Annotated in this window: 21 protein-coding genes; 5 read left to right on the top strand and 16 right to left on the bottom strand. The window is 39.7% G+C overall.

The window, feature by feature from the left end; all coding sequences use genetic code 11:
- Positions 1-76 precede the first annotated feature (76 nt).
- The 5 genes from VYM24_RS24430 to VYM24_RS24410 all read left to right on the top strand — a co-directional run bounded on the left by VYM24_RS24430 (position 77) and on the right by VYM24_RS24410 (position 8,786).
- A complete protein-coding gene (locus tag VYM24_RS24430) occupies positions 77-3,958 on the top strand; it encodes a hybrid sensor histidine kinase/response regulator transcription factor (protein WP_330941102.1) in 3,882 nt (1,293 codons plus the stop codon).
- A gap of 128 nt (positions 3,959-4,086) precedes the next feature.
- The gene (locus VYM24_RS24425; RefSeq protein ID WP_007214966.1) at positions 4,087-5,028 is read left to right on the top strand and encodes an ROK family protein; all 942 of its coding nucleotides are present in this window, start codon (positions 4,087-4,089) and stop codon (positions 5,026-5,028) included.
- A gap of 50 nt (positions 5,029-5,078) precedes the next feature.
- Positions 5,079-5,789, top strand: a complete 711-nt coding sequence (locus VYM24_RS24420) for a 6-phosphogluconolactonase (protein WP_330941101.1) — start codon at positions 5,079-5,081, stop codon at positions 5,787-5,789.
- A gap of 4 nt (positions 5,790-5,793) precedes the next feature.
- Positions 5,794-7,053: an MFS transporter gene (locus tag VYM24_RS24415; protein WP_291550683.1), complete on the top strand. Its 1,260-nt coding sequence runs from the start codon at positions 5,794-5,796 to the stop codon at positions 7,051-7,053.
- An 11-nt stretch (positions 7,054-7,064) separates the two neighbouring features.
- A complete protein-coding gene (locus tag VYM24_RS24410) occupies positions 7,065-8,786 on the top strand; it encodes a glycosyl hydrolase family 18 protein (RefSeq protein WP_291550685.1) in 1,722 nt (573 codons plus the stop codon).
- Positions 8,787-8,947: 161 nt separating this feature from the next.
- Here VYM24_RS24410 and VYM24_RS24405 read toward each other — a convergent pair whose 3' ends face one another.
- The 16 genes from VYM24_RS24405 to rfbC all read right to left on the bottom strand — a co-directional run bounded on the left by VYM24_RS24405 (position 8,948) and on the right by rfbC (position 24,228).
- Positions 8,948-10,030, bottom strand: coding sequence for a DUF1972 domain-containing protein (locus tag VYM24_RS24405; RefSeq protein ID WP_330941100.1), 1,083 nt, complete (start codon positions 10,028-10,030; stop codon positions 8,948-8,950).
- 178 nt (positions 10,031-10,208) lie between these two features.
- Positions 10,209-10,334 carry a HepT-like ribonuclease domain-containing protein gene (locus tag VYM24_RS24400; protein WP_291550688.1) on the bottom strand — a complete coding sequence of 42 codons (126 nt, stop codon included), beginning with the start codon at positions 10,332-10,334 and terminating at the stop codon, positions 10,209-10,211.
- 4 nt (positions 10,335-10,338) lie between these two features.
- Complete coding sequence (locus VYM24_RS24395) at positions 10,339-10,629, bottom strand: hypothetical protein (RefSeq protein WP_330941099.1); 291 nt, start codon at positions 10,627-10,629, stop codon at positions 10,339-10,341.
- 66 nt (positions 10,630-10,695) lie between these two features.
- Positions 10,696-11,799, bottom strand: coding sequence for a glycosyltransferase family 4 protein (locus tag VYM24_RS24390; protein ID WP_291550691.1), 1,104 nt, complete (start codon positions 11,797-11,799; stop codon positions 10,696-10,698).
- The gene (locus VYM24_RS24385; RefSeq protein WP_299094072.1) at positions 11,796-12,899 is read right to left on the bottom strand and encodes a phosphotransferase; all 1,104 of its coding nucleotides are present in this window, start codon (positions 12,897-12,899) and stop codon (positions 11,796-11,798) included. The genes VYM24_RS24390 and VYM24_RS24385 overlap by 4 nt, the downstream gene beginning before the upstream one ends.
- Positions 12,900-12,904: 5 nt before the next feature.
- Positions 12,905-14,146, bottom strand: a complete 1,242-nt coding sequence (locus VYM24_RS24380; protein WP_291550694.1) for a glycosyltransferase family 4 protein — start codon at positions 14,144-14,146, stop codon at positions 12,905-12,907.
- Between the two features lie 183 nt (positions 14,147-14,329).
- Positions 14,330-15,700, bottom strand: a complete 1,371-nt coding sequence (locus tag VYM24_RS24375; protein ID WP_330941098.1) for a nucleoside/nucleotide kinase family protein — start codon at positions 15,698-15,700, stop codon at positions 14,330-14,332.
- Positions 15,701-15,711: 11 nt separating this feature from the next.
- Complete coding sequence (locus tag VYM24_RS24370) at positions 15,712-16,485, bottom strand: glycosyltransferase family 32 protein (RefSeq protein ID WP_291550697.1); 774 nt, start codon at positions 16,483-16,485, stop codon at positions 15,712-15,714.
- A 15-nt stretch (positions 16,486-16,500) separates the two neighbouring features.
- On the bottom strand, positions 16,501-17,736 hold the full coding sequence (locus tag VYM24_RS24365; protein ID WP_291550699.1) for a hypothetical protein: 1,236 nt from the start codon (positions 17,734-17,736) through the stop codon (positions 16,501-16,503).
- 1 nt (position 17,737) lies between these two features.
- Positions 17,738-18,739 carry an acyltransferase family protein gene (locus VYM24_RS24360; RefSeq protein WP_291550700.1) on the bottom strand — a complete coding sequence of 334 codons (1,002 nt, stop codon included), beginning with the start codon at positions 18,737-18,739 and terminating at the stop codon, positions 17,738-17,740.
- Positions 18,736-19,593, bottom strand: coding sequence for a glycosyltransferase family 2 protein (locus VYM24_RS24355; RefSeq protein ID WP_291550702.1), 858 nt, complete (start codon positions 19,591-19,593; stop codon positions 18,736-18,738). Before VYM24_RS24355 ends, VYM24_RS24360 begins: the two co-directional genes overlap by 4 nt.
- 35 nt (positions 19,594-19,628) lie before the next feature.
- A complete protein-coding gene (locus tag VYM24_RS24350; RefSeq protein WP_291550703.1) occupies positions 19,629-20,387 on the bottom strand; it encodes a glycosyltransferase family 32 protein in 759 nt (252 codons plus the stop codon).
- Positions 20,384-21,004 (bottom strand): DUF1919 domain-containing protein, encoded by a 621-nt coding sequence (locus tag VYM24_RS24345; RefSeq protein ID WP_330941097.1) that lies wholly within the window; start codon positions 21,002-21,004, stop codon positions 20,384-20,386. The genes VYM24_RS24350 and VYM24_RS24345 overlap by 4 nt, the downstream gene beginning before the upstream one ends.
- 20 nt (positions 21,005-21,024) lie before the next feature.
- Positions 21,025-22,008, bottom strand: a complete 984-nt coding sequence (locus VYM24_RS24340) for a glycosyltransferase family 2 protein (RefSeq protein ID WP_291550706.1) — start codon at positions 22,006-22,008, stop codon at positions 21,025-21,027.
- Between the two features lie 36 nt (positions 22,009-22,044).
- The gene (locus VYM24_RS24335) at positions 22,045-23,580 is read right to left on the bottom strand and encodes a lipopolysaccharide biosynthesis protein (protein WP_291550708.1); all 1,536 of its coding nucleotides are present in this window, start codon (positions 23,578-23,580) and stop codon (positions 22,045-22,047) included.
- A 75-nt stretch (positions 23,581-23,655) separates the two neighbouring features.
- On the bottom strand, positions 23,656-24,228 hold the full coding sequence (gene rfbC / locus VYM24_RS24330; RefSeq protein WP_291550710.1) for a dTDP-4-dehydrorhamnose 3,5-epimerase: 573 nt from the start codon (positions 24,226-24,228) through the stop codon (positions 23,656-23,658).
- Positions 24,229-24,257: the final 29 nt, after the last annotated feature.

Raw genomic sequence — 24,257 nt, 5'->3', positions numbered from 1 at the left:
CTTTTTTTATATTTGTGTCTAATATTGCATCCGCGAAACCTATAAATGTATAATGCGGGCAGATAATAACGATATTATGATAAAATACATTTTCACCTTACTTATATTTCTCCTTCAATGTTTCACTTTATTTGCAGGTTCGTTTCGTTCCCTGAGTATAAAAGAAGGGTTGAGCAGCCGGCAGGTGTTTCAGGTCAGTAAAGATTCTGCCGGTTTTATATGGACCTATACTCATATGGGGGTAGACCGGTATGACGGCAATGAAATAAAACATTATCAGCTGGACGAAACGGTGGAGTCCAAAGATCATATCCTGTCTTCCACTACCATGATCTGCGATTATTCGGGGAATATCTGGATTGCTTTGAAGAACGGGAAAATATACGCGTACGATAACCGGACGGATGCTTTTCAACTGCGTGTCGATGCATCCGGATATCTTTCTTCCCCGGTCTTGAATAATATCCTTTTTGATGCGGACAACCGCCTTTGGGTGTGTATGTCAACGGGTGTTTACTGTTGGGAAAAAGAGTCTGGCTTATTGCTTGCCGGGTTGGAGGGTCAATGCGTCAATTGCATGGTGCAGACAGATGATACCGAATTCTGTGCCGGAACCAATCAAGGTATCTATCGGCTGAAGCGAGCGAATAAAACCGTTTTTTCTTCAGAGGAAGCGATACCTCTTCCCGCGGAAATGCATGTCGAATCATTGTGTGCTTTCGGAGATAAATTATTTGTAGGTACTTTTTCCGACGGGGCTTTTGTCGTGGATAAATCAACAAGGAAAGTGCGGTCTTTCAAAGAGTTCATCCCCCATGTTCCCATTCGTACTTTTGCGCAGGCTCCTGATAATACCTTGCTGATAGGCGCTGACGGTGCCGGTGTTTTCCAGATAGACAGAACCACGGAACGGCTTCTGAAGCATTATATTACCAATGAAGATGATGAAAGAAGTCTGAATGGCAATACCGTTTCCGATATCTGTGTAGATGAATTTGGCGGCATTTGGGTGAGTACCTCCACTAATGGTATCAGCTATTTAGACCCCAATATTCCTGATGTAAGGAGAATGAAGCATGAACAGAATAATGTCAATTCCCTGAAATCGGATCATATCAATGTCATATTTCAGGATTCAGAGGGAGATTGCTGGTATGGCACAAACAATGGGGTCAGCCTTTACCAATCCAAACAGCGCCAATGGAAGCACTTCCTGGATGGTACATGGCATGGCTCTAAAGTAGTGTTGGCTCTTGCTGAAGACTCAAGAGGAAATATCTGGGCCGGCGGATATGGCATCGGTCTTTATGCCATTCATAAGCGAACAGGTAAGGTGCAAAAGATGGAAAAACGGAAAACCGGTTCGGACAAGGGTGTGGCAACCGATTACATTTATGCTATCCATGCGGAAGGTGATTGTCTTTGGGTAGGGGGTATTGAAGGCGAATTTACACGCTATAATATGCTGACAGATACTTATACCTATTATCCGATTGATTGTGTAGGAGACTTGAGGGCCGGTAAAGACGGTTCATTACTGATAGCAGGATGTAGTGGTCTGGCTATTTTTGATAAAGCTACGGGGGAAATACAGTGGCACCAGAAGTTCGGGGACATTTCCCTGCACTATCCTATCCGATGTCTATTACAATCTTCATCCGGGGATATATGGCTTGCCACCGACGGAGAAGGATTGGTGCGTTTCAACCCTGATAGAGGAGAGGCGCGTGTCTATACTACGGATAACGGTCTTGCCTCCAATTCCATCAATAGCCTGTTGGAAGATAACGACGGCCGTATCTGGTTCAGTACGGAAAAAGAACTCTATTGTCTGGACTTATCAAAAGATATTCTGATCAGTGCAAATGATTTTCTGGATATTACCTGGGGATATTATAACCCTAATGCAGCCTTTAAACTGAATGACGGATGCCTAGCTTGGGGTACGGCAGAGGGAGTGATCACCTTTTCTCCTTCGCTGGATTTCGGACAGCATGGTCCTGTCAAACTGATACTGACAGATTTTAAATTGCTTTATGAATCGGTGAAGGCGGGTATGAAAGGTTCCCTTTTAAAGACTAATATCAACGACACGCAGAAGATCGGCTTGAACTATAATCAGAATTCATTCTCCATCTCTTTCTCTGCCATCAATTTTACGGCTCCACACAGAATCAGGTATGAGTATATGTTGGAGGGGCATAATGAAGAATGGGAACACTCCAATTCGGTACGGAACGTGAACTATATGGACCTTTCTTCCGGTACCTACACATTCCGGTTGCGGGCATTTGATAAATATACCGGGCAACAGATAGGGGAGCGCAGTCTGAAGGTGGTAATCAATAGTCCTTACTGGGTTTCATGGTGGGCATTGCTGTTTTATTTTATATTGCTTTCTGTTTTTATTTACATCTTTGTGCAGTATCGGAGGCATAAAGCCAATGAAGACCGGGTAAAGGAGAAGATACGTTCCTTTATCAGCATAGCGCATGATATACGCACCCCGATCAGCTTGATAAAGGCACCTCTGAGCGACCTTGAAGCACAGCGGGAACTCCCGGAAGAAAGTAAGAAGATAGTGTCGGTAGCTGTGAAGAATGCCGAGAAACTGCTGAGTATGGTTACTCAGTTGTTGGACTTACAGAAAACGGAACTGCATGCTGAATGCCTGAAAGTCTCTCCTTACGATATCAAAGCTTATCTGGAAGAAAAGATAGCGGAGTTCCACATGGCCGTCCTGCAAAAGGGAGTGGAAATTCAGTTACAGGCAGAGGCGGACATGCCGCAGGTGTGGATGGATCGGGATAAGATGGATCATATTGTGGACAATCTCCTTTCGAATGCCTTGAAGTATACGGAGAGAGGGATTATCTATATTACGGTAAGAACAACGAAGAAGAAATGGTCGATTGAAGTAAAAGATACAGGTATCGGCATTCCGAAGGAAGAACAAGGAAATATCTTCCATGAGTACTATCGGGCACAGAATGCCATGAACTTTCAGGAAACGGGTTCAGGTATCGGGCTGATGATTACACGGAGGATTGTGAAGCAGCATCACGGTGATATTTCGTTTAGCAGTACGGAAGGTAAAGGGACGGCATTTACCGTTACATTCCCGTTGAAGATAAAGTCGGGGATAGTTGTTGAGCGAAAAGAAAATACTTTGGAAATACCCGCTGTTGATACCTTCCCGGAACAGGAAGATGCCGGTAAGAATGTGTTACTTCTGGCTGAGGATGATAAAGATATGAGGGAGTATCTGATGAACAGTTTGTCATCAGAATATAAAGTAATCGGAGTGCCCGATGGCGGGAAGGCTTTGGAGATGGCGAGGGAGATCAATCCGGATATCATTATATCGGATATTGTCATGCCTGTGTTAGAAGGTGATGAATTGTGCCGTATACTGAAATCTTCTGTCGATACGAGCCATATTCCTGTGATACTATTGACGGCCCTGAGTGAAAGGGAGAATATCATATTCGGACTCGAAGCCGGGGCGAATGACTATATAATCAAGCCTTTCGACCTCTCTGTCCTGAAAGTCCGGATACGGAATATCCTCCAGAACAGGCAGCATCTTCGCGATACGGTGTTGTCCATGGATACTCCACCGGAAGATACAGATTATACCAGCCAATTGGACAAGGAGTTTATGGATAAAGTGATGGAAGTGATTGATGAAGAACTTTCTAATTCAGAATTCTCTATCAACGACTTTTGCCGTATGTTGGGCATGAGCCGTACTTCCGTTTATAATAAGATCAAGACCTTGACCGGGCAGGGACCTAATGATTTTATCCGTATTGTCCGTTTGAATAAGGCGAAAGAACTTCTGGCTTCCCGAAGATTTTCGATTGGTGAAGTATCTTCCATGGTTGGATTTTCTGACTCAAAATACTTCAGTACTTGCTTTAAAAAGCAGTTTGGTACGAGTCCCAGCAAAATTTAAAGTATTAAAGATAGCTTTTTAACCACTACGGACAGGTATTAAACCTTTTTTGTTAGATAATCAACTTCCGTTTTCCTGATAGTGCGTAATATTGTGGACAGTAAACAATATTAAAAGCGCAATAAAGAATGGAAACTTATTTAGGTCTTGATTTGGGTGGAACCAAGCTACTGATTGGTGAGGTGGACAGCCATGGTAATATTTTAAGGTATAAGAAATATGACTCCGGATATTTTAATCAGCAAGCTGCTTCGGAAATCATAAAGTCATCACTCGATGATTATATCCGTACGGTGGGCTGGTGCGACCAGAAACCTGTCGGTATGGGAGTCGGGCTGATAGGGCGTGTAGATCCTAATCAGGGCATTTGGTTACAGATTGATCCGAGTCGGACGCAACCGATAGCGCTGGCAAAGGAATTGTCGGATATTTATGGTATTCCCTGCCATATAGATAATGATGTGAAAAGTGCCACTCGTGCCGAACGCGTCTGGGGATTCGGACAAATTTCCAAAAACTTTATTTATATTAATGTAGGTACAGGTATTGCTGTCGGTACGGTTATCAATGGCAGGCAGATACGTGGCAGTCACTTCAATGCGGGTGAGGTAGGACACGTGCGTGTGGGAGTGAATCTTGGCATTAAGTGTGGTTGCGGAAGAATGGATTGTGTGGAGGCCATTGCCGCCGGTATCGGTTTTGATAATTGCGCCCGTCTTCTTCGCAACCGATATGAAACCAATCTGCATATCCCGGCAGAAAAGGGAGAACGGGTACTGATCAGCGAAGTCTTTGCGCTAAGCCAGAAAGGAGATCCTCTGTGTGTGGCTCTGGTTGAAAATGCCTCGGAAGCTTTGGCAAATCTTATCATGAATCTGGTACGGGTTACTGATCCTGATACGGTGGTATTGGGTGGTGGCATTGTGTCCGACGGATATATTCATGAGAAAATACTGGAGAAACTTCATCCTACTACGATGCGCTTTGTAACCAATGGTGTGGTAATCACGAAACTGAACCCGGGTTTTATAGGTTTGCTGGGTGCAGGCGCAGTGGCGATGAATATGTAAATAGTGATTAATGGTTAGTGATTAATGATTATTGATAAGAAAGTGGACTCATGAAAATAACTATAGCAAAGAGTGAAAAAGAATTTGATTGTATCGCTGCATGGCGCATTATTGGTGAAATTCTGAATAAGCCGGAAAGTGTTATCGGACTTTCTACAGGGCGTACTACCGGCAACCTGCACCGTTTGGTTGGAGAAATCTATTCCCGATATCCTTTTGATGTTTCTTCTGTTACCTTCTTCGGATTGGACGAGGTGACTAATGTACCCCGTGAGTATGCAGGTGCATGTTACACAATGCTGAAGACAGAACTGATCGATACGCTGGGCATCCCAGAAGATAACTTCCTGATGTTACCTACAGTTTCTGACAATTTTGACAAAGCCTGCAAGCTCTTCCAGCAGGAAATAGAGAGTCGTGGAGGTATTGACCTGCTGATTTTGGGATTGGGTGAGAATGGCCATCTGGGTTTTAATCAGCCGGGTTCTCCCTTAGGCGGAGAAACATGGGTGACTCAAATGAATGCTGAGCTGGAAGAACGTATCCGACGGGAAACGAATACACCGCCGGAGAAAGAACTGGATGGTGCTACTTTGGGAATCCGGAATATCATGCAAGCCCGTAAAATCATATTGGTTGCCAAAGGTGCGAATAAGGCGGATATCGTCAGGAAAATGCTGGAGGGGCCCGTTACACCGGAAGTTCCTGCATCGGTACTTCAGCTTCACCCGAATTGCGAATTTCTTTTATTTAATACATGATACTATGACACAACAAGAAAAACAAGTGAACTATATGGGGCCATTTATCACAATGGTATTCCTGTTCTTCATTGTAGGCTTCCTCACTACTGCCAATACTCAGTTCCAGGGACCGTTGAAAGAAACATTCCTTGCCGAAGTGGGTGGCCTGAAAAACACATTCGCCACATTGATCACCTTTTCCTGGTTTCTGGCTTATCCGGTCTGTGGTCGGGTAGGGTCGTCCTGGATTAGTAAATATGGCTATAAAGGTACGCTGATGCGCGGACTGCTGGTAATGGTGGCTGGTCTTGGATTGTTCTTCGCTTCCTCTTATTTTACGGTTTTCTTTCCGGAAGCCAACTGGCATGTCGGAGGAAATGTTATTCCCGGTGGTTTCTTTATTTTTCTTCTGGGGTCTTTTGTGGTGGGAGCCTCTGCTACCATATTGCAGGTGGTTATCAATCCTTATCTCACGGCTTGCCATGTGAAAGGTACACAAGCCATTCAACGTCTTGCCATTGGTGGCTCTGCCAATTCCGTAGGAACCACTTTGGCACCTTATTTTGTTACGGGGGTTGTTTTCGGTGGCTTGGCAATGGAAGATATCCGGATAGATCAGCTGATGGTTCCGTTCCTGGTGCTGATAGTGGTGATTTCTTTGATTGTTTTCCTGTTAATGAAACTATCTTTGCCGGATATACAGGGAACTCGGATAGAGAAAGGTGAGAAGCTGGAAAAGAGTATCTGGTCGTTCCGGCATCTCACTTTAGGAGTTTGTGCTATATTCTGTTATGTGGGCGTGGAAGTCTGTATAGGTGCCAATATCAATTTGTATGCCATTGAAATGAATTATGCATCTCCGGCATTAATGGCTACCCTATATTGGGGCGGGATGCTCGTAGGGCGGTTGGTAGGAAGCTCTTTGAGTAAGATTTCTCCTCGTGTGCAGTTGGTTGTAACTACGGTTTCGGCAGGAGTGCTTGCCTTGTTGGCTATCCTTCTGAATAATCCGTGGTTGCTGACGGCAGTCGGGTTGTTCCATTCTATTATGTGGGGAGCCATCTTTACCCTGTCCGTAGCCCATTTGGGTAAATATACATCTGTGGCTTCCGGGGTATTTATGATAGGTGTAGTGGGTGGTGCCATCCTGCCTTTGTTGCAGGGAATACTGGCTGATGTGCTCGGAAGTTGGAGATGGTCTTGGTTTATTGTACTTTTGGGCGAGATATTCATGCTCTATTACGCATTGATAGGTTCGCGTATTCGTCAAACAGCAGATTAATTATAATATTTATGAAGAAGATTAGAATGATGATGGCGGTTGCTTTAGCCATATTGGCTTCATGCAGCACCACCAAGTCGGGGGAAAGCACAGCGAACCCCTTGAATTCCAAAGTGATTGTGGCGTATGTAACTTCCTGGAGTGACATCATGCCGGACCCCCAGTACATGACGCATATCAATTATGCTTTCGGTCATGTAAACGAAAGTTTTGATGGCGTCGGGATTGACAATGAAGAACGCTTGAAACAGATTGTGGATCTGAAGAAGCAAAATCCCGAATTGAAAGTACTTCTGTCTGTTGGCGGATGGGGTAGCGGACGTTTCAGTGAAATGGCTGCCAATGATGAATATCGCCGGGCGTTTGCCAAAGATTGCGACCGGGTAGTGAAGGAATTTGATCTGGATGGCATCGATATCGACTGGGAATATCCCACAAGTTCCATGGCGAACATTTCAGCTTCACCCGATGACACGGAGAACTTTACGCTTTTGATGAAAGATATCAGGGCGGCGATAGGTGATCGGAAAGAACTGACACTTGCCACTGTGGCTTCAGCGAAGTATATCGACTTCAAGGCTATTCTTCCTTTTATCAACTTTGTGAATATCATGGCTTATGACATGGCCTCTGCTCCAAAACACCATTCGGCACTTTATCGGTCTGCTAACAGCGGAGGCATTACGTCGGATGAGGCTGTTACTGCGCATCTGAAAGCCGGTGTACCCCCTTCCATGCTGGTGATGGGGATGCCTTTTTATGGCCGTGGTGGAGATGGTTACCCCAGTTTCCAGGATTTTAATAAAGTAGGAAGCACCAGTGGTGATTATACTGAAAAGTGGGATACGGTTGCACAGGTTCCTTATCTGGTTAATGAGAATGATACACTGGTATTCGGCTTTGAAAATGCCCGTTCACTGGCAATCAAGTGTCAATATATCTTGGATAGAGATTTATTGGGTGGTATGTATTGGGACTATAGTGGTGATAATGAGCAAGGAGATTTGCGTCGTACGGTGGCTGAGAATCTGCTTGGTAAGAAGCATAGAACTAAGGTGCTGGTATTGACGGAAAGAGGTGGTCAGCATGGCGGATTTACGGATGCGGGTCTGAAGTGGCTGACCGATGAAAGTGGAAAGATGAATTTCAGCATTACCGAGATAAACAATGCCAAACCTATTACGGAGACTTATCTGTCCCAGTTCAATCTGATTATCCAGTTGGATTATCCTCCTTATACATGGCCGAAAGAGGCGGAAGATGCTTTCGTTAAATATATAGAGGAAGGTAAAGGCGGTTGGATCGGTTTCCATCATGCCACTTTGTTGGGTGAGTTTGACGGTTTTCCACTGTGGCAATGGTTCTCTGATTTTATGGGAGGTGTACGTTTCCAGAATTATATAGCGCCGCTTGCTGATGGTATGGTGATTGTGGAGGATAAGAAACATCCGGTGATGAAGGGGGTGCAGGCTTCTTTCGTGGTGCCTGATGATGAGTGGTACACTTATGACAAGAGTCCACGTCCGAATGTGCATGTGTTAGCCAGTGTTGATGAGGCTACCTATACGCCTGCTTCGGACATCAAGATGGGTGACCATCCTGTGGTATGGGTGAACGAAGGTAAAAAAGCGCGCAATGTTTATTTCCAGATAGGGCACAGCAAGAGGCTGTATGAGACGGAAGATTTCACGAAGATGTTCAGGAATGCTATTAACTGGACGTTAGGAAAGTGATGAATGTTTTCCTTCCTATGGCTCTTCTATAAAGACAGTGCCGGAAACAATTACCAGGTAAGGCGATTGTTTCCGGCACTTTGCCGCTATAAATAATTCGATAAGTATGGATAGTTTATAAAATATTTTACTGATGAGTTTTCTTTTGTGAAGATGGTTAGTTATTTGTGGGATGAAAGTAATGCTTTATATTGTTGAGCTATAAAAGCCCAGGTATAATGTTGCCTTGCAATCTCCCGCATCTTGTATCCACCCTCGGGGCTGTCATGTAGCAATTCTACCAGTTCTTCACTTGTTTTGAAGTAATGAGCTTCGTTTTCTGTTGTCTCGCGATTATAAATCACGTCGTAAGCTAAAATCGGTTTGCCGAAAAACATAGCTTCCACTAACGAAGGATTTGTGCCGCCTGCACTATGTCCGTGGATATAGCACCTGCATTGGTTGCGCAGTGCATAGAGTATATCGAGGTCATACACAGAATCTACCATCTGTATATTTTTTCGACCGCAATATTCTTCTTTGAGTCGTCGGCTGTATTCGCTCCGTTCCCAATTTCCCACAAAAACCAGATTCTTTCCAGAAATAGCAAAGGCTTTCAGGATCAGATGACAGTTGTTTTCCGGCTCAATACGGCATACACTGACAGCGTAGTTTTCGGGAGTGATTCCATATTGCCTCATAATCTCGTTCTGCCTTTCTTCGGTGACATTTCTTTGTGCATGATCTCCTCCATAGGCTACTAATTCGGCTTTCTTATGATACGTATTCCATACGTATTCCTGTATTCCTTTATTGTCGGCTATAATTACGTCAGCATAGTGTACGGCCATCGCTTCACTTGTTCGCAGAAAACATCTGGCAAACTTACCCCATTTGGCCCTCCGGTGTTCCAACCCGTCAATGTTCACTATTAATTGCTTCCGATACAACAGTCTGAAGACGGGCAAAAAAATACAGCCTGACACACCTAATATGATTACAGTATCATAACCTCGCAAACATCTAAGCATCGACAGAATATCATAAGGAGTGCTTTGCATCCCATTGGCATGGAATAGCGGGATGTACTTCAGTTGTGCTCCTTTGTAGGTTTTCATGCGTGTGGCATAATCCTTACCACTACAAAAAACGGTATAACGGACTTCGGAGCAACAGTTATCACCGATAATGTTCTCCACTAAAGTCTCAAAGCCGCCATATTTTGCAGGCACACCTTGTATGCCTACGATAGCTACTTGTTTCATAAATATAAAAAGATTAGATGCTTTTGTTGGACAGCTTATGAATTACGCAGGAAGTTCTTGCGCAAATCGTAAACTGCTATTATTTTTGCTTGCAGAATCTTTTTGAGCAAGCTATTAAAAGAGTATAGGAGGAAATTTTAAACAAAAACTAATTGAAATAAAATCGGGATTACTTTTTTCAGAAGTCAGATTTCATTTTCAAAATTGTATTGTGTAAAATGGGGAAGTCTATTTTGATCACTTTAAATATTTCTTCAGCGTCAATATGGTGATATTCATGTGCTATGATATCTTGTAACTCCATAATATCATTCCATGGGATATTTTAATAAATAGTCGTGTTCTGTTTTGGCATCAAGCACCTTGACACTCTCACCAATAAAAATGAGTTGCATACAAATACCGCTCAATGTGAACATTTCATCCGAACTGTATAAAAAATCTTGGGCGGATTTGATATGAGAGGAGTTTTTCTCAATCAAGTTAATGGCTTCTTCTATTAACAGAACCAAAAGTCCCATCCGCTCCACACCGTAGCTGGTAGCTTTAGTGCGGAAATATTCGCTGAGCAACGCAATATATTCTTTTTGAGATTTCATGATGGTCATTGTTTACTGTTAAATGTAAAGTAATAAATTCTATTTTGTATTTCCTAATCTATTCCGTTATTTTTCTTTTAATGATGTTGTGGCGAGTACTTTTGTAATTTGCCCAATCATATTGCCAGCATTAAATTTTTCAGAGTATTTTAAAGCATTAGTTGCCAATAGTGTGTATAGTGCTTTTTCTGATAGAATATTCTTGATGGCATTGGCTATTTTATCCAGTTCTTGTACGTCTATCTTATAGCCGTTCTCTCCATTCACAACCATTTCTGCAATTCCTCCTTTTGTGGGCACTATCACTGGCAACCCAGCACTCATTGCTTCCAATGCTGTCAATCCGAATGTTTCTACTACCTGTTCTTTATTGGAAAGATTCAAAACGAGTGAAGCCTGATTGTAGAAAGGTACGACATCATTCTGTCGAGGATATATGGTCAGATTTTGACAGATATTTATCTTGTGTTCCTTCATAAAGCAGTTAATGTTCTCCTGCGTGTCGTTCACCACCAGTTCAAAAACAAACTGTGGTAATATTTGTGCGAGTTCGATAAACTCCAACGGACTCTTATACAATTTCAATGAGCCGAGCATTAAAATCTGTTTTCGCTCAAAGGCTGTCTGGAGGTTGGGAGTCAGTCTGTTTACGAAATTCTTTGGCAGGGCATTGGGTACAACTATTACACCTTTTTTCCGTTGCAGGAATGATGCTTGGTATTCTGATACGCAGATGATTTCATGCGCTAACTTCTGCATGGCAGTAGCCAGTGCCTTGTAGAATCCTCCCTTTGCAAATGCGTTCTCATGATAATGATAAACTATGTGTTTACCCATGATGCGCCCGGCTAATGCCGGTCCTACAGGAAGTAAAGTGTTGATGTAGAATACCACATCTTTATGGAATAGCCAGCGGAACGCCAATAAAAATGTGTAAATCTGTATAGTACTATAGCGCAGTATTGTTATTACCGGATTATTGGAAAAGCGGTAAGAGTAAGAGTACTTACGCAAGTTCTTGTAATGCAGTAATTCATCCAGCGTGCCACCTTTGGAAGATATTAAATCTACTTGATAACCCTTTTTGAGTAAGCCTTCCAGTGCCATTTTCAGTACTTTGGGACTACCACTATAGTCGTTAAAGAGGTGGAAACAGATGATACGGTTCATTCCTGTAAATATTTTAGTAAGGATATCCAGATTCGGAATGATTTAACCATTTCTCTGTTTATGTTCCCTTTCTCACGAATAGCGAAACGAGATATTATCTCTAATAAATAGAGTAAATACATCTCCCGGTCTATCCATTTCCCATTTTCTGAATTTATATATTCGATAATCTGCGAAACGCTCCAACGCTTCTCAAAATATGCCGTTTGAGTAAAGAAGTGATATTTATCTAACTTGGGAGGGTAGGTAAGCCGTGCATATTCCCAATCGAATACAAATAATTGTCTGTTCTCCATAAACATATTCCATGGAGTGAAATCTGCGTGATAGGCAGAAAAATCCATTTCCTGTTTTTGGTATTGCGATAATACCCGATTAATGACAGTCGTTACCAACGTGACATCCACTTCTTGAGGAAGCCATTCGATATGCAACTGTAAATCAGTTAATGTCCGGTAGTAATCACTTTGCTCAAAAGTAATGAGTTGATGGGTGCTTTTATAGAGTCGGTCAAGAAAATCCTCATGCAACGCTGTCCATTTATGCACAACTTGTGAATTCCGGGTTTTTACTGTACTTTGCACGAACAATTTTATTCCATCTGTTGTTTCTCCGCAGAACATGCATACTGGTGTTTCCTTTAATCCTTTTTGATCCAACTCTTTTAGAATATGGGCTTCGCTTTTGAACAAAGTAGCAATATTCTCATTGTCCGTCACCTTACAATAGCCTAAAATACGTTTGCCTTTGCTGATTTGCATTGTAATCTTCTGATGTACACAAGGAGTACCGCAGAAAATTGAAAAATCGATCTCTGCTTCGTGGAATAACTGATAAAACAACCGCTTCAACTCATCATTTATGTCAAAATACACACTTTTCGCATGGATGACTTTGAGAACGAATGGTAAGCGATGTAGCCACGGAAGTAACGCTTTTACCATTTTTCCATTTCGGCCGCTGGGTTGGTAAAGATTCATTGCCACCTGCATATTATGTGCAGGCATCAGCCAGGTTTTACCGTCAGCATTAGAAAAACGATATAGATGTTTACCCGTTCCCTCTATGAGGAAACGTTCTAAAATGGAATCGACTTGCATTTATTTTATTTGGAAGAATAAGATATATAAGCCTTGACAATCGCATCGCGAATTTCTTTCCCGTGATTCTCCCATGAGAATTTACAGGAGGCTTCCTGTGCCTTTCGTCCGAGCATTTCCCGTTCTCTTGAGTCTGTGAGACGTAATATTCCGTCTTTTATATTTCGGATGACTTCTTTTCTTCCGGTTCGCGGAATTAAGATGGCATATTCATTGGTAAAGTAGCGGGTGTAACCGGTGGTATCCAGACAAATCAACGGTTTTCCCATAGCCATGCAGTCGAATGATACGGTAACAGCACCCTCTTTTAGGGCAGCGTTAATCACAACATCCGCTCTATCCATCATTGTTTTATAAGTTTCCATAGGAACTTTTCCTGTTAGTGTCACAGCCTTTTCCAACTTAAATTTTTTAATAAGTTCTTCAAGTCTTTTCTTGTCCGATCCATCCCCAACGATTGTTAAATGAAGATGAGTATTTTCTTTTATAGCTTCTGCCATAGCTTCAATCGTTAGGTCAAAACCTCGCCATGCATCCAGATGTCCTACAGTGATAAATTCAATTGTATCATTCTTCTCTTTAGATAGCTTTGATGTGTTGACAATATCTGCTGCCACATCAGTAAAAAGAATTGCTTTGTCTGCATACTTCTGTGGTACTTGCTTACGGGTTATTTCTGTCTTACATAGAATTAGATTGGCTCGTTTACAACGTTGTCTAAATCCGTAGTTATACGATGTTGCTGATATTGCTATCCTCCGGATTTTCTCTATGATTTGCGATTTCTTATTGTAATGACGGGAATATTCCTTTGGAATACTCTCCAATCCACCAACTGGTCCCCATACGAAGAACTGCATTTGTCCATATTTGCTCACCTTCCAGAGTACATTGCCGTAAGTAAGGTGATGGAAAATCTTTATCTTATTCTCTTGCATGGTTCGTTTCACAATGCTGTTGGTACAATACTGCCAGATATTATAGTAGGTTCTTACTCCTCGTAACCCTTTTTTCCAAAACCGTGCCCATTTGGGCCAGTCATAATAAAGGAAATGTATATGGTTGTATTCGGGATATTTAGCAATCCAAGGTTCAATGGTAGGTTGGTTACTCTTGCGAGTTAATACCCATAGCTCAAAGTACTTGGACATCTCCAGTACCCAATGCCAGCCCACACCAATTTCGCTACCTAAATCCGGTTCACAAGCGTAGGCGGAGATAAATAATTTAAGTTTATCTTTTTCCATTTATTCCTTATTTCTTTGTTTTGCAGTCTTGTAGCGGTGAATATATCTGAGTATTCTAAACAAGGGAATTGTTAATGTAGAAAATACTCAATATAATATGGGAAAGGCCATTGTATACTGGAATGATAATAGAGAAAAAGAGCATCTTCTCTGATTTATTTTTTCGTTTTCCATAGTTGCATATTATTTTAATTTTATTGTAAACTGGTCTAAAATCATTTTAATTGCATCGTTTACCATTTCCTGCACTGGACAATTTCCGTCAATTGGGAGTATACGTTTATTAGTAGAGACCAATTTCTCGTAGTCAGATACTTGCCGTTTAATCTCATCCAATTGCAGTTCCTGTTTTCTGCGATAAATCTCTTCGGGGTCTACTTTGATATAAAAAGACAAACGAGGTTCCGGCATAAACTTTACAAATTTTTTCCTGATCCATATGGGTAAATTGAGCCGTGTACGACCTGGATCGACAATTAAGTCATAAGCGTAACGGTCGAAGATTGTGAAACGATCGCGTAGAATATCTTTCGTTGTTACTATGAACCATCCCAATATATAATCAATCCAGTAGTAAGTGATCCTTGTGAAAGAACTCATTATACCCACTGGTTTTGCGCGATGAGGAACGGAATAGTTGGTGTCTTGTTCCATTATCCCCACTTTTTCTCCTATTTCTCCCAAATTAGGCAGAATAGTAGGGCGGAAATGATAAATATGTCCGCAATTTGTATCTTTTGTGAAATAGAAGGCCATTTCTTCTACAAGACTATTCAAAAAAGTTGTTTTGCCTGCTCCGTCAGGAGCCATTACAGAGAAGGACTTTACATACCTATGGCGACATAATACTAATCGACATAACTTCAACGCATAGAACTTCATGGTATGAATTAAACACGATAAGGGGGCTTTTTTCAATGCGTAGTGGCGTAACTGTTGGGTTAGTTTCTTATGCTTCGATAACAACTTGTCATAATCTCCTTGAACAATGAATTCCAGTTCGACTTGTGCTAGTTTATCTCCTAAAATTCTCTGAAGTATGGAGGCAAATTCAGGATAGAGCTGATTCGTTTTGGATATGACTTGCTTGTATTCCTCTTTTAGTTTAGGGGTTTTGTACCCGAATTGTTTGTATACAAATACCATCACTCCTTCATATAATGGATCAACTACTTTGAATCCTTTGTATTCAGATGTATGTTCATAGAGTTCATCAAATGTGAAGACTTCACATCCTTTTACTCGATAGCCTCCGATAATATCAATATGAATACTTAAATGCTGCTCTATATCCATGCCATGCCAACAATAAACGTCGGTAAATCGTATCATATACAAGTGCGACAGTCCATGCTGCTTATAGATACTTGTCAGGATTGTATTAGCAACTTTTACTTTGGAAGGTTCCACAATAATATCTACATCCTTCGACTGGTTAGTCTCCGGCAAACCTTCATAATTTCGAAGAATGAAGTATCTGACTTGATTTTTATCTAACTCTTTTATTAAATCCATCAATATGGTTCCATGCTTTTTATCCCAATGTTTATTCATCGCTACTATGATTATTTCATGAAGTTTCTTATTCTGATTTCGAGTGTACGAACTGATTCTTTTCCTATTATTTTTAGGAAAAGACTGCGGCATTTTTTTAGCAATGGACGCATTACTTTTACCCAAAATATATTATTTCCTCTTCGCTTCTGACGTTCAGTGAGCCAGCTCATAGAGTAATGGTGTATACCATAAGTGTCATCAGATAGCCTGAATTGGTTTTCACCAAGTCGTTTAGGATAGAAATATTCTCTTGGATATATAATCAGATCTTTTATTATTTGCAATGTGTGGTCACACTTTGCTCCATCAGCTATAAGAATATCGGTTAATATGGAAACATTGGCGGTATTATCTATACGTCCCTTTTTATCTATGAAAGAATGAGTATTGTAATATTCCAGGAAACGTTTCATTACGAAGTGTTTTGCTTCAAAAGCCATAAACGCCGTACCAATATTCGAGTGATTTTCCCATCCTAAAACATTGTTATTACCCTTTATTAATGTATCTATAGGTTTTAATACTTCATAATCTGTATCAAAATATAATCCACCATATTCATAAAGAACTTTAGTACGTACATAATCACTGACAAAAGCATATTTTTTCATGTCATAAGCTTGCTTACAGAAAGTAGAGGAGTTTAAGTCGAAATTTTCTTCATTCCACTTTATGAACTTATATTTTGGGAAATACTTCTTCCAGCTTTCGATACACAGTTTTTCTTTGGCTGGCATTTCTTTGCCGCCAAACCAACAATAATGAATTATTTCAGGAATCATTTGGAGAAAATTAATTTATTCAGTAATTACTAGTAATTCTTGTTCATATTGTTCTTGGAAATAGCGTACAGCAGTGAATATCATAATAGCCCCCCAAGTATAGGACACATTTCCGAATGTCATGCTGAAAAGGAAAAGCCACAATAATGTCTCTACCGACAAAACTTTTCGAATAGCACAAGAAAAAATAAGCATTTGCATAATGATGAAACTAAAAAGACCAAACTCTTGGATTCTTCCTATCATTTGTTTTTTCATTTGTTCCACAGGCCCTTTAAATCTCTTGACATAATCTGCGCCATATCCAACCCATGAATTTAAATTGAACAGATCAATGTTTTTAATTGTGTTAATCAACGGAGTTATGCGTGTTGCTGCGCTGCCATCTGTTTCTATTACACTTTCTGTATCAAGCGTTAATGTTACTTCTACAGCGTTACGAGCACGCTGAAGAGGTTCAAATTCAATTGAAGGAATAATGAAATATATAGCTACAAGTATGGGAGCGATACTAAGCAAATATTGTTTCTTAATGAATAGTATAGACAGTATTCCCAATGCTACAAAAGCTGTACCACTACCCATAGTCGACATAGCCCAAAGAAAGCCGATGCTCGACCATCTTAGTTCTTGAAACAATTCTTTGATGTTAGGCAACCGTCCCTTTTTTAGTTGATACATCCGTAATAATCCTAAATAGGCTACCGCCATAATACGTGCAGAGGAAGATGGTTCAAATGATAGAGAGTTTGCACCAAAACTTCGATTCAGAACCTGTACAAGATTAATAATTGGGAATTGAACAATTCCTATTAAAATAAAACTTTGTTGAATTAATAAACAGCCAGAATAGGCCAGTATTAAACCTTTAAGTAATTTGATGAAATAATCAATATCAAAGACATGGTTACAATGCAATAAATTATAGTAAGTAGTATATAGTAAAAGAAATAGTGTGGTATAAATTAAAGTACTTGCCCTGAACGTTTCATAATGAATCAGACTGACAATCCACATTATGTTCAGATAAATTGTGGCCAGATATAGTGCCTTAGATATTTTCGTTGTTTTCAGTAAGAAAATGAAAGGGCAGATTGCCATTACTGCAACTTTCAGCCAACTGACTCCTGCACGACTTTCAATAGGAATATACTGAATACAAAATAGCAATAGAAGAAATGTAGTGAAATTGCGTAACGTATAGCTCTGTGCCGAGAATAGTAGCGATATATATTTAAGAATCTTGTTCATATTAATGTTTGCCTAATAAGAATGGCATCCTGCGATGTATAAGTTCTGCAATAAAATACTCGACTATCATTGTGACGATAAAAAAATAGAGAGCGTGATAGCCGGCTAAATGAGGTTCACCATATACAGTCTTATTTATTATTTCGCAGATTACCTGTATAATTGAATAATGAGTAACCATTAGTATCAGGGAATGACGCCCCCAGTAATCGAAGTAGGCTAATATACTCCACTTTTCGATAGCCATTATTATGAGTATTATTCCAATAGGACCTAAGAGAGGAGCCAATAGTCCCCACAAGAATGGGATTGGCCAGTAATTGGCAGTATAATATGCGATGAGGCATAGCAATAGTCCGAAGCAGATTTGTTTGTTTTTGTTATTAAACAAAACGGGATATGATAAGCGCATCCGGCAAAATCCATACCCTGTAGCAATTCCAATCCAAGCGGATAACACATTACTTACAGTACGGAATGGTGCCTCAATAATCTTACTTGAAGAATCGGTACGCCCATCGAAAATATTATAATAAAAATGTTGATATACCAATATCAGTGCAAGAGTGATTAATATTATTGATATGCTTTTTTTTTTGCGTATAATGTACCACAAAATTTCTCCACCGAACAATGCAGGAAGAAACCATAATGTACCTATCCCACGGAGAGTTAGTGTTTTGTACACCTCTCTTCCTATGAAATAATTGTCATAATAATCTAAAGTCCACAGTATACAGTCGAAAACAAGGATTATGATTGTCCATAATATATATGGTATACCAAGTTGCCTCCACCGTTTTTTTATTAATTCTTTCAGCGTGCGCTGTTCGTGGTGTAGTGCGTCAATCCATCCGGCAACTATATAAAACATTGAAATCATAAAGGAGCCAATGAATGTGTTCAGTTGTTGTGGAAATAACCCATCTTCGAAATGGAGCAATACGATGCAGATAATGGATATTCCTTTTGCTATATCAATATATTGGGTACGTTCTCTCATCTTTTTTTTAATCTCAATATTATTGTTATAATAGCTACATATAAGCGCATAGTAATGATGGATATTTGCTTTCCCATGCACGTATCACTACTGTAATACTTGATAAAATAAATGCGCGATTTTTTCCATTGGCGAATATGTTTTATCGGATCTCCTTTTTCACTTTTTATATGACGGTGTATTGCTCGTGCTTCAGCTAAGTAATACATTCGTTTGTTGTCACGTTCTATCTGTTTAGCCAAAATAGCCTCTTCTGTATAAAGAAAAACATTTTCGTCGAAATAATTTATGCTTCGCATATAGTCTATGCGTACTAATAGGCAGCATCCGGATACTTTGTAACAATATTGGCTATTGCAGAAACGAATAGTAGGCATAGAGTTGTTGATTGACTTTTTCCATTTTAACATACCGAATAACCAATAGACACTACTTTGCCAATTACCGTCACGTTCCATTGGATTTTGATGAATACCCTCTGGTCCTACAATGTCACTTCCGCACACTACTACGTTAGGGCGTTTTTCCATTGCATCTACCATCTTTGCTATATAATCAGTTTGTGGAAACTCCATATCTGGATTAGCTATTAGTGCATATTTGTAGTTATGGGTGGCTGCGTAACGAAGGCCGATGTTGTTACCGGCATTGTACCCTCGATTTTCATAGGCAGGAATGAAAGTGCAATCATGTTCCCTGCATAGTAACTTTATTTGTTCCCGGTCTTCATCTTGAGAACAATTATCTACGATGATGATTTCTAATTCGACACCTTGTTGACGTTTTAAAAAGCCAATACATTTACGGCAATCTTCCGAAGAATTATAATTAAGTAAGATTATTGGGATTAACATATAACATTTAATATAGAAAATTACTTTATTGCTGGTTACTTTTTAGAAAGTGAAGCCAATGTTTCTTGTAATCTTTTTTTTAAATAATCCCATAACTGTAATTTGTGAGAAGGTCTGGTTGTCCATGATGCGTTAAAGCGGTGGATACAGAATGTATGTGGATCACGTTTATATTTGTCGGCATTATTTTTCCCATCCAAATAACATTTTTCTATGTCATATTTTATGGGAGAAAAATAATTGGCCGGACATATCAGTAATTCTCCATCATTGATATTCACTTCCTTTTTACCCGATTCTATTTTTTCGTTCGGATAAGTTTTTTGCAAGGCCATTTTTATTACATTGGGGGCTAGGAATCCATTCTCTCTTACATATTCCATAGAAAATCTTCGTTCTTCATAAAAGTTTAAAGCTTTCTTACACCATGACATACCGGGTTCTGATCCCATAATGGCGGCTTCAATGCCATGAGTAGAAGCTTCGTATCCTAAAAACGATTTGTAATTTAGCAGTGGATTGAATGATTTTATCATTTCAACATCTGAATCAAGATAAATTCCCCCTTCTGTGTATAAAGCATAAATACGGATATAGTCAGCTGCGAAAGCAAATTTTTTGGCTTCATAGGCATCTTTTACCCAAGGTACTGAATTTATATCAAAGTGCTTGGTATCCCAAAGCACAAATTCATAATCTGGTAATATTTTGTGCCAGGTTTCTATACAATATTTGATAAGAGGGGGATATTCATCTCCACTTAGCCAACAAAAATGAATCTTCTTAGGTATCATACATTTCTATGTTTTAAAAATTTCATCCAATTGAATTGGTCATAAATTCGTAATGGAAGTATCTTGTGGAAACGATAAGAATCAATTACTCCATTCTGATTTTCATATCCTTTTATATAATGAGCACATTTGATTTGTGGATAGGACTTGTGGGTTGGGGCTACTTTGTTTTTGTAGGGTAATTGGTCGAAGCGTTCCAGATCTTCGTAGGTACAACCATCGGTTTCGATTAGTACGAAATACATCCGTTTCGCATTAATACGTGTCTCTCGCCGGCGCCAAGCGAGAACCCCTTCCTCAACTGTTTTGTAATGAATTAGATGTATATGTACTTTACCTCCCAGCAAAGCAATTGGCCATGATTGGTCGGATTTTGTTGGTTCGATGGGCGCATTGGTGTAATATTCAAGGTTAGCAATATACTCAATAAAGTCGGATGGAGGTATCATCAGGTTTACCGTAGGAGAATTGAATGGAAGTCGAAAGTCATGCGCAACAAATGCTCCTATGCAGTTATTACAAAATATTGAGATGTTTTTATCAATCTTGCCTATTGATATTTGATAACAGTCAAACATTAACATTCGTAGTTTCCATTGAATATTGTTCCAAGTCATAACTTCTTTGTTTTGTTTGGTTAATTTCTCCTGATGTGCGATAACTTGTAAATAGTAGGATAGGCTCCGACTATGATGAAGAATGAGATAACTTTCATCATCCATGGTATTGATCTGGACAGCCATATTCTGCTTATTCCCCTATGAAAACTGTTCATCCACAGACGGCGATATTTATTGTTCTTTTTTAGCAATGGAATTAGGAAGCCTCTTACTACAAACTCAAAATGGAATAGAGCATCCTTATATTCGCTCAGTAATTTTTTATCTCGTAAAAAATGCTCTATAATTGCAAAATTTACACTTGCTTGATGGAAGTTACGCAGCATTCCCGCATTAGAGGTGTTGCCGCACACCGAATCGGAGCGTTGATAATAATAATAGAAAGGACTATCAACACAGCCATGTGATTGGGCATAATAAGAAATTTGAATAGAATAGACTCTGTCTTCCATCATGTGACAGGTAGGATATATGAAATTATGGAGTTGATAAATATCTCTCTTAACCAGTCGGTTACAAAGACTGACAGATGTTCTGCCATAAATAAGTTCGGCAAGGAACTTCATCTTGTCTTCTTTAAAAGTATATTTTATCATCTTATGTGAACTACCGTCTGTATAATATATCGAGCGACAAAGTACGCAGTCTAATCTACTTTTCACCGCTTTTTCATACATGGTGCGATACATTTCTTTATCCACCCAATCGTCGCTGTCGCAATGGATAATATATTCACCCTGTGCTGCTTTAATTCCGTCTTCACGAGCTTTGGCAGCTCCCATATTGTACGGCTGGTTGATGATTATTATTTGGTTCTTCCTCTGCGCATAATCTTCCAATACATTTTGTAGTATCCGCATAGAAGCATCAGGCGTGCAGTCGTTAACGAAGATATATTCTATTTCTTCCAAAGTCTGCTCAAACAAACTTCGGGCACATCGTTCAATGTAAGGTTCTACATTATAGACTGGAATGATTACTGAAACTTTAGGTGTAGACATCTTGTTTTAGACTTTGTATAAAACTTATAAAAATGGTCATTTCCTTTTGATCAATTTCAGGATAAGCATCCGAAATTCGGAAAAACATGTTATTTGTAAGATGAAATAAAGAAGGAAACAAATAGTTGAAAATAGAAAAGCTCCCAATAAGAAATCAGACCAGCTATTATTTAAATAGCGTGACGAATCAAATAGAGAGAATATGTGCTTAGTCGTTATCCATATAATATATGTTATTGTGATATTCACAATTAATAATCCCCAATATCTCCAGACTCCCTTCTTGAACCCTCGTCTAAACAAGAAAATCGGTTTCCAAATATAGACTATACTTATTATGGAAATGATGGGGCCCATCAATACGCCACAAAGTCCCCACAGAGTTCCTCCAAGTATTGCGACTAGTACGAAGATTATTGATTCGACAATCGGTGCCCAAGTATCATAAAACAATCCGTATCCAAATAAGAACTGGTCATTTACTCCACGTTGAATACTTAGATATAATTGCGCTATAATCAAAAATACAATGTAATCATCGAGCATATACTGTTTACCAAGCCATATAGAGATGAGCGGATTGATAAATGTATAGGTTATGATACTAAAATATCCTGCACAAAAAGCTCTGAATGAGAGTAACTCTTTATAGGTTCGGTATATGATATTTTGATTTCCTTGAGAGATAAGATTCCCCACGCCGGCATTCGTACTATCAAGTACGCTACCTAATAGTCCTTGGAGTTTCTGGATTATCAGTGTATAATTACCATAAACAGCTACCATGGGCAATGTTACATAGGAGTAAATAAGAAATGGAGTTACTTGTGATTGTACGAATGAACCTATCTTGTGCACAAATAATTGCTTGATATATTTACCTATTTCAGGGTATTTCTTAAATAACCGCTTACCAATCTTTACATCAGCTTGTAGCCAAGGGTAAACCTTACGAATACGCATATTCAAAACTATTGAATAAAGAATTCCGAATACCAATTCAGTGACAAGGAATAAAGAAAAGCTGCATACGAAATAAGCTAATGCCATTTGCATGAGCATCTTCATTGAAACAACCGTTTGGTAGTACCCCATTACTTCATAATTGCGCTGGTCGGCAGAAAGTAATGTCATTTTATAGTTTGCGAAATAAGTCAATAATGAAGAAGTCAAATAAGAATAATACCCCAGATAAATTACTCCCCACGAGAAATCTGTATTAGGGAAAATCAGGGGTAGGAATAGCGACAAGATAAATCCCGCCCCAATGATGAATAAACCTATGCAACGGTACAGATAGCCAAATACGGAAATTATTTCGTTTATTTTAGAATGGTCATCATCAAAAATGGGTTTATAGAGAACGTAACCAATAGCACTGCTAACGCCTAATTCTGCCATATTTAGGAAGCCTAACAGACTTTGCAAGGTGCCAGTAAATCCGATAAATTCTGTTCCTAACCGATCAAGGAGTATTTTGCGAGTAAAGAAAGCTACTGCTAACGATACGAAATAACAAATTAGGTTGATTCGCGCATTCAGTAGGCTTTTCTTAACACGAGATTCTTGCATATGGTAAGAGGTTTATGTTAGTATTCTGTTTAGAGGTATTAAGTTGCCCAAGAATGATAGGAGATAATACTCTTATCATTCATAAAGCCCCATCCCATATTCAAACGGACTCTCAAAATCCCCCAGTAACGGATGCTTCGTATCTTTCTCACTCAATATCGCTTTATCAGCCGGTATTTTCCAGTCTATTCCTATGCCTTCATCCAAGATACTGATTCCACCATCGGCTTGTGGAGCATAATAGTTGTCACATTTGTATTGAAATACAGCTACCTCACTCAGTACAGCAAACCCATGGGCAAAACCTTTGGGAATGAAGAATTGCAAATGATTATCCTCTGATAATTCTACAGCCACGTGCTCACCGTATGTGGGCGACCCTTTGCGAATATCTACCGCCACATCAAGCACGCTGCCTTTAACGCAACGTACCAGTTTACTTTGTGTAAAAGGAGGCAATTGGAAATGGAGCCCGCGCATTACTCCATATGATGACATACTCTCATTATCTTGTACGAAATTCACCTTGCGCACTTTTTCTTCAAATTCCCGTTGGGAAAAAGACTCGAAAAAGTAGCCGCGTTCGTCTCTGAAAAGGCGTGGCTCAATGATGACCAAACCCTCTACATTTGTTTTTTGTATAAGCATTGTTTCTTATAAAAGCTTTAAATATTAAA

Source organism: Bacteroides sp. MSB163 (assembly GCF_036416795.1).
Classification (GTDB): domain Bacteria; phylum Bacteroidota; class Bacteroidia; order Bacteroidales; family Bacteroidaceae; genus Bacteroides; species Bacteroides maternus.
Note: the sequence above shows the minus strand (reverse complement) of the source record. Positions and strands in the feature narration are given on the sequence as shown.

What these genes read in the sequence shown, in the direction of transcription:
- VYM24_RS24335 (WP_291550708.1), bottom strand. Translation starts at nt 23,580, where the DNA reads ATGCAAGAATCTCGTGTTAAGAAAAGCCTACTGAATGCGCGAATCAAC.
- VYM24_RS24410 (WP_291550685.1), top strand. Translation starts at nt 7,065, where the DNA reads ATGAAGAAGATTAGAATGATGATGGCGGTTGCTTTAGCCATATTGGCT.
- VYM24_RS24355 (WP_291550702.1), bottom strand. Translation starts at nt 19,593, where the DNA reads ATGTTAATCCCAATAATCTTACTTAATTATAATTCTTCGGAAGATTGC.
- VYM24_RS24390 (WP_291550691.1), bottom strand. Translation starts at nt 11,799, where the DNA reads ATGAACCGTATCATCTGTTTCCACCTCTTTAACGACTATAGTGGTAGT.
- VYM24_RS24375 (WP_330941098.1), bottom strand. Translation starts at nt 15,700, where the DNA reads ATGAATAAACATTGGGATAAAAAGCATGGAACCATATTGATGGATTTA.
- VYM24_RS24365 (WP_291550699.1), bottom strand. Translation starts at nt 17,736, where the DNA reads ATGAACAAGATTCTTAAATATATATCGCTACTATTCTCGGCACAGAGC.
- VYM24_RS24395 (WP_330941099.1), bottom strand. Translation starts at nt 10,629, where the DNA reads ATGAAATCTCAAAAAGAATATATTGCGTTGCTCAGCGAATATTTCCGC.
- VYM24_RS24385 (WP_299094072.1), bottom strand. Translation starts at nt 12,899, where the DNA reads ATGCAAGTCGATTCCATTTTAGAACGTTTCCTCATAGAGGGAACGGGT.
- VYM24_RS24420 (WP_330941101.1), top strand. Translation starts at nt 5,079, where the DNA reads ATGAAAATAACTATAGCAAAGAGTGAAAAAGAATTTGATTGTATCGCT.
- rfbC (WP_291550710.1), bottom strand. Translation starts at nt 24,228, where the DNA reads ATGCTTATACAAAAAACAAATGTAGAGGGTTTGGTCATCATTGAGCCA.
- VYM24_RS24425 (WP_007214966.1), top strand. Translation starts at nt 4,087, where the DNA reads ATGGAAACTTATTTAGGTCTTGATTTGGGTGGAACCAAGCTACTGATT.
- VYM24_RS24405 (WP_330941100.1), bottom strand. Translation starts at nt 10,030, where the DNA reads ATGAAACAAGTAGCTATCGTAGGCATACAAGGTGTGCCTGCAAAATAT.
- VYM24_RS24430 (WP_330941102.1), top strand. Translation starts at nt 77, where the DNA reads ATGATAAAATACATTTTCACCTTACTTATATTTCTCCTTCAATGTTTC.
- VYM24_RS24400 (WP_291550688.1), bottom strand. Translation starts at nt 10,334, where the DNA reads ATGGAGTTACAAGATATCATAGCACATGAATATCACCATATTGACGCT.
- VYM24_RS24380 (WP_291550694.1), bottom strand. Translation starts at nt 14,146, where the DNA reads ATGGAAAAAGATAAACTTAAATTATTTATCTCCGCCTACGCTTGTGAA.
- VYM24_RS24350 (WP_291550703.1), bottom strand. Translation starts at nt 20,387, where the DNA reads ATGATACCTAAGAAGATTCATTTTTGTTGGCTAAGTGGAGATGAATAT.
- VYM24_RS24345 (WP_330941097.1), bottom strand. Translation starts at nt 21,004, where the DNA reads ATGACTTGGAACAATATTCAATGGAAACTACGAATGTTAATGTTTGAC.
- VYM24_RS24340 (WP_291550706.1), bottom strand. Translation starts at nt 22,008, where the DNA reads ATGTCTACACCTAAAGTTTCAGTAATCATTCCAGTCTATAATGTAGAA.
- VYM24_RS24415 (WP_291550683.1), top strand. Translation starts at nt 5,794, where the DNA reads ATGACACAACAAGAAAAACAAGTGAACTATATGGGGCCATTTATCACA.
- VYM24_RS24360 (WP_291550700.1), bottom strand. Translation starts at nt 18,739, where the DNA reads ATGAGAGAACGTACCCAATATATTGATATAGCAAAAGGAATATCCATT.
- VYM24_RS24370 (WP_291550697.1), bottom strand. Translation starts at nt 16,485, where the DNA reads ATGATTCCTGAAATAATTCATTATTGTTGGTTTGGCGGCAAAGAAATG.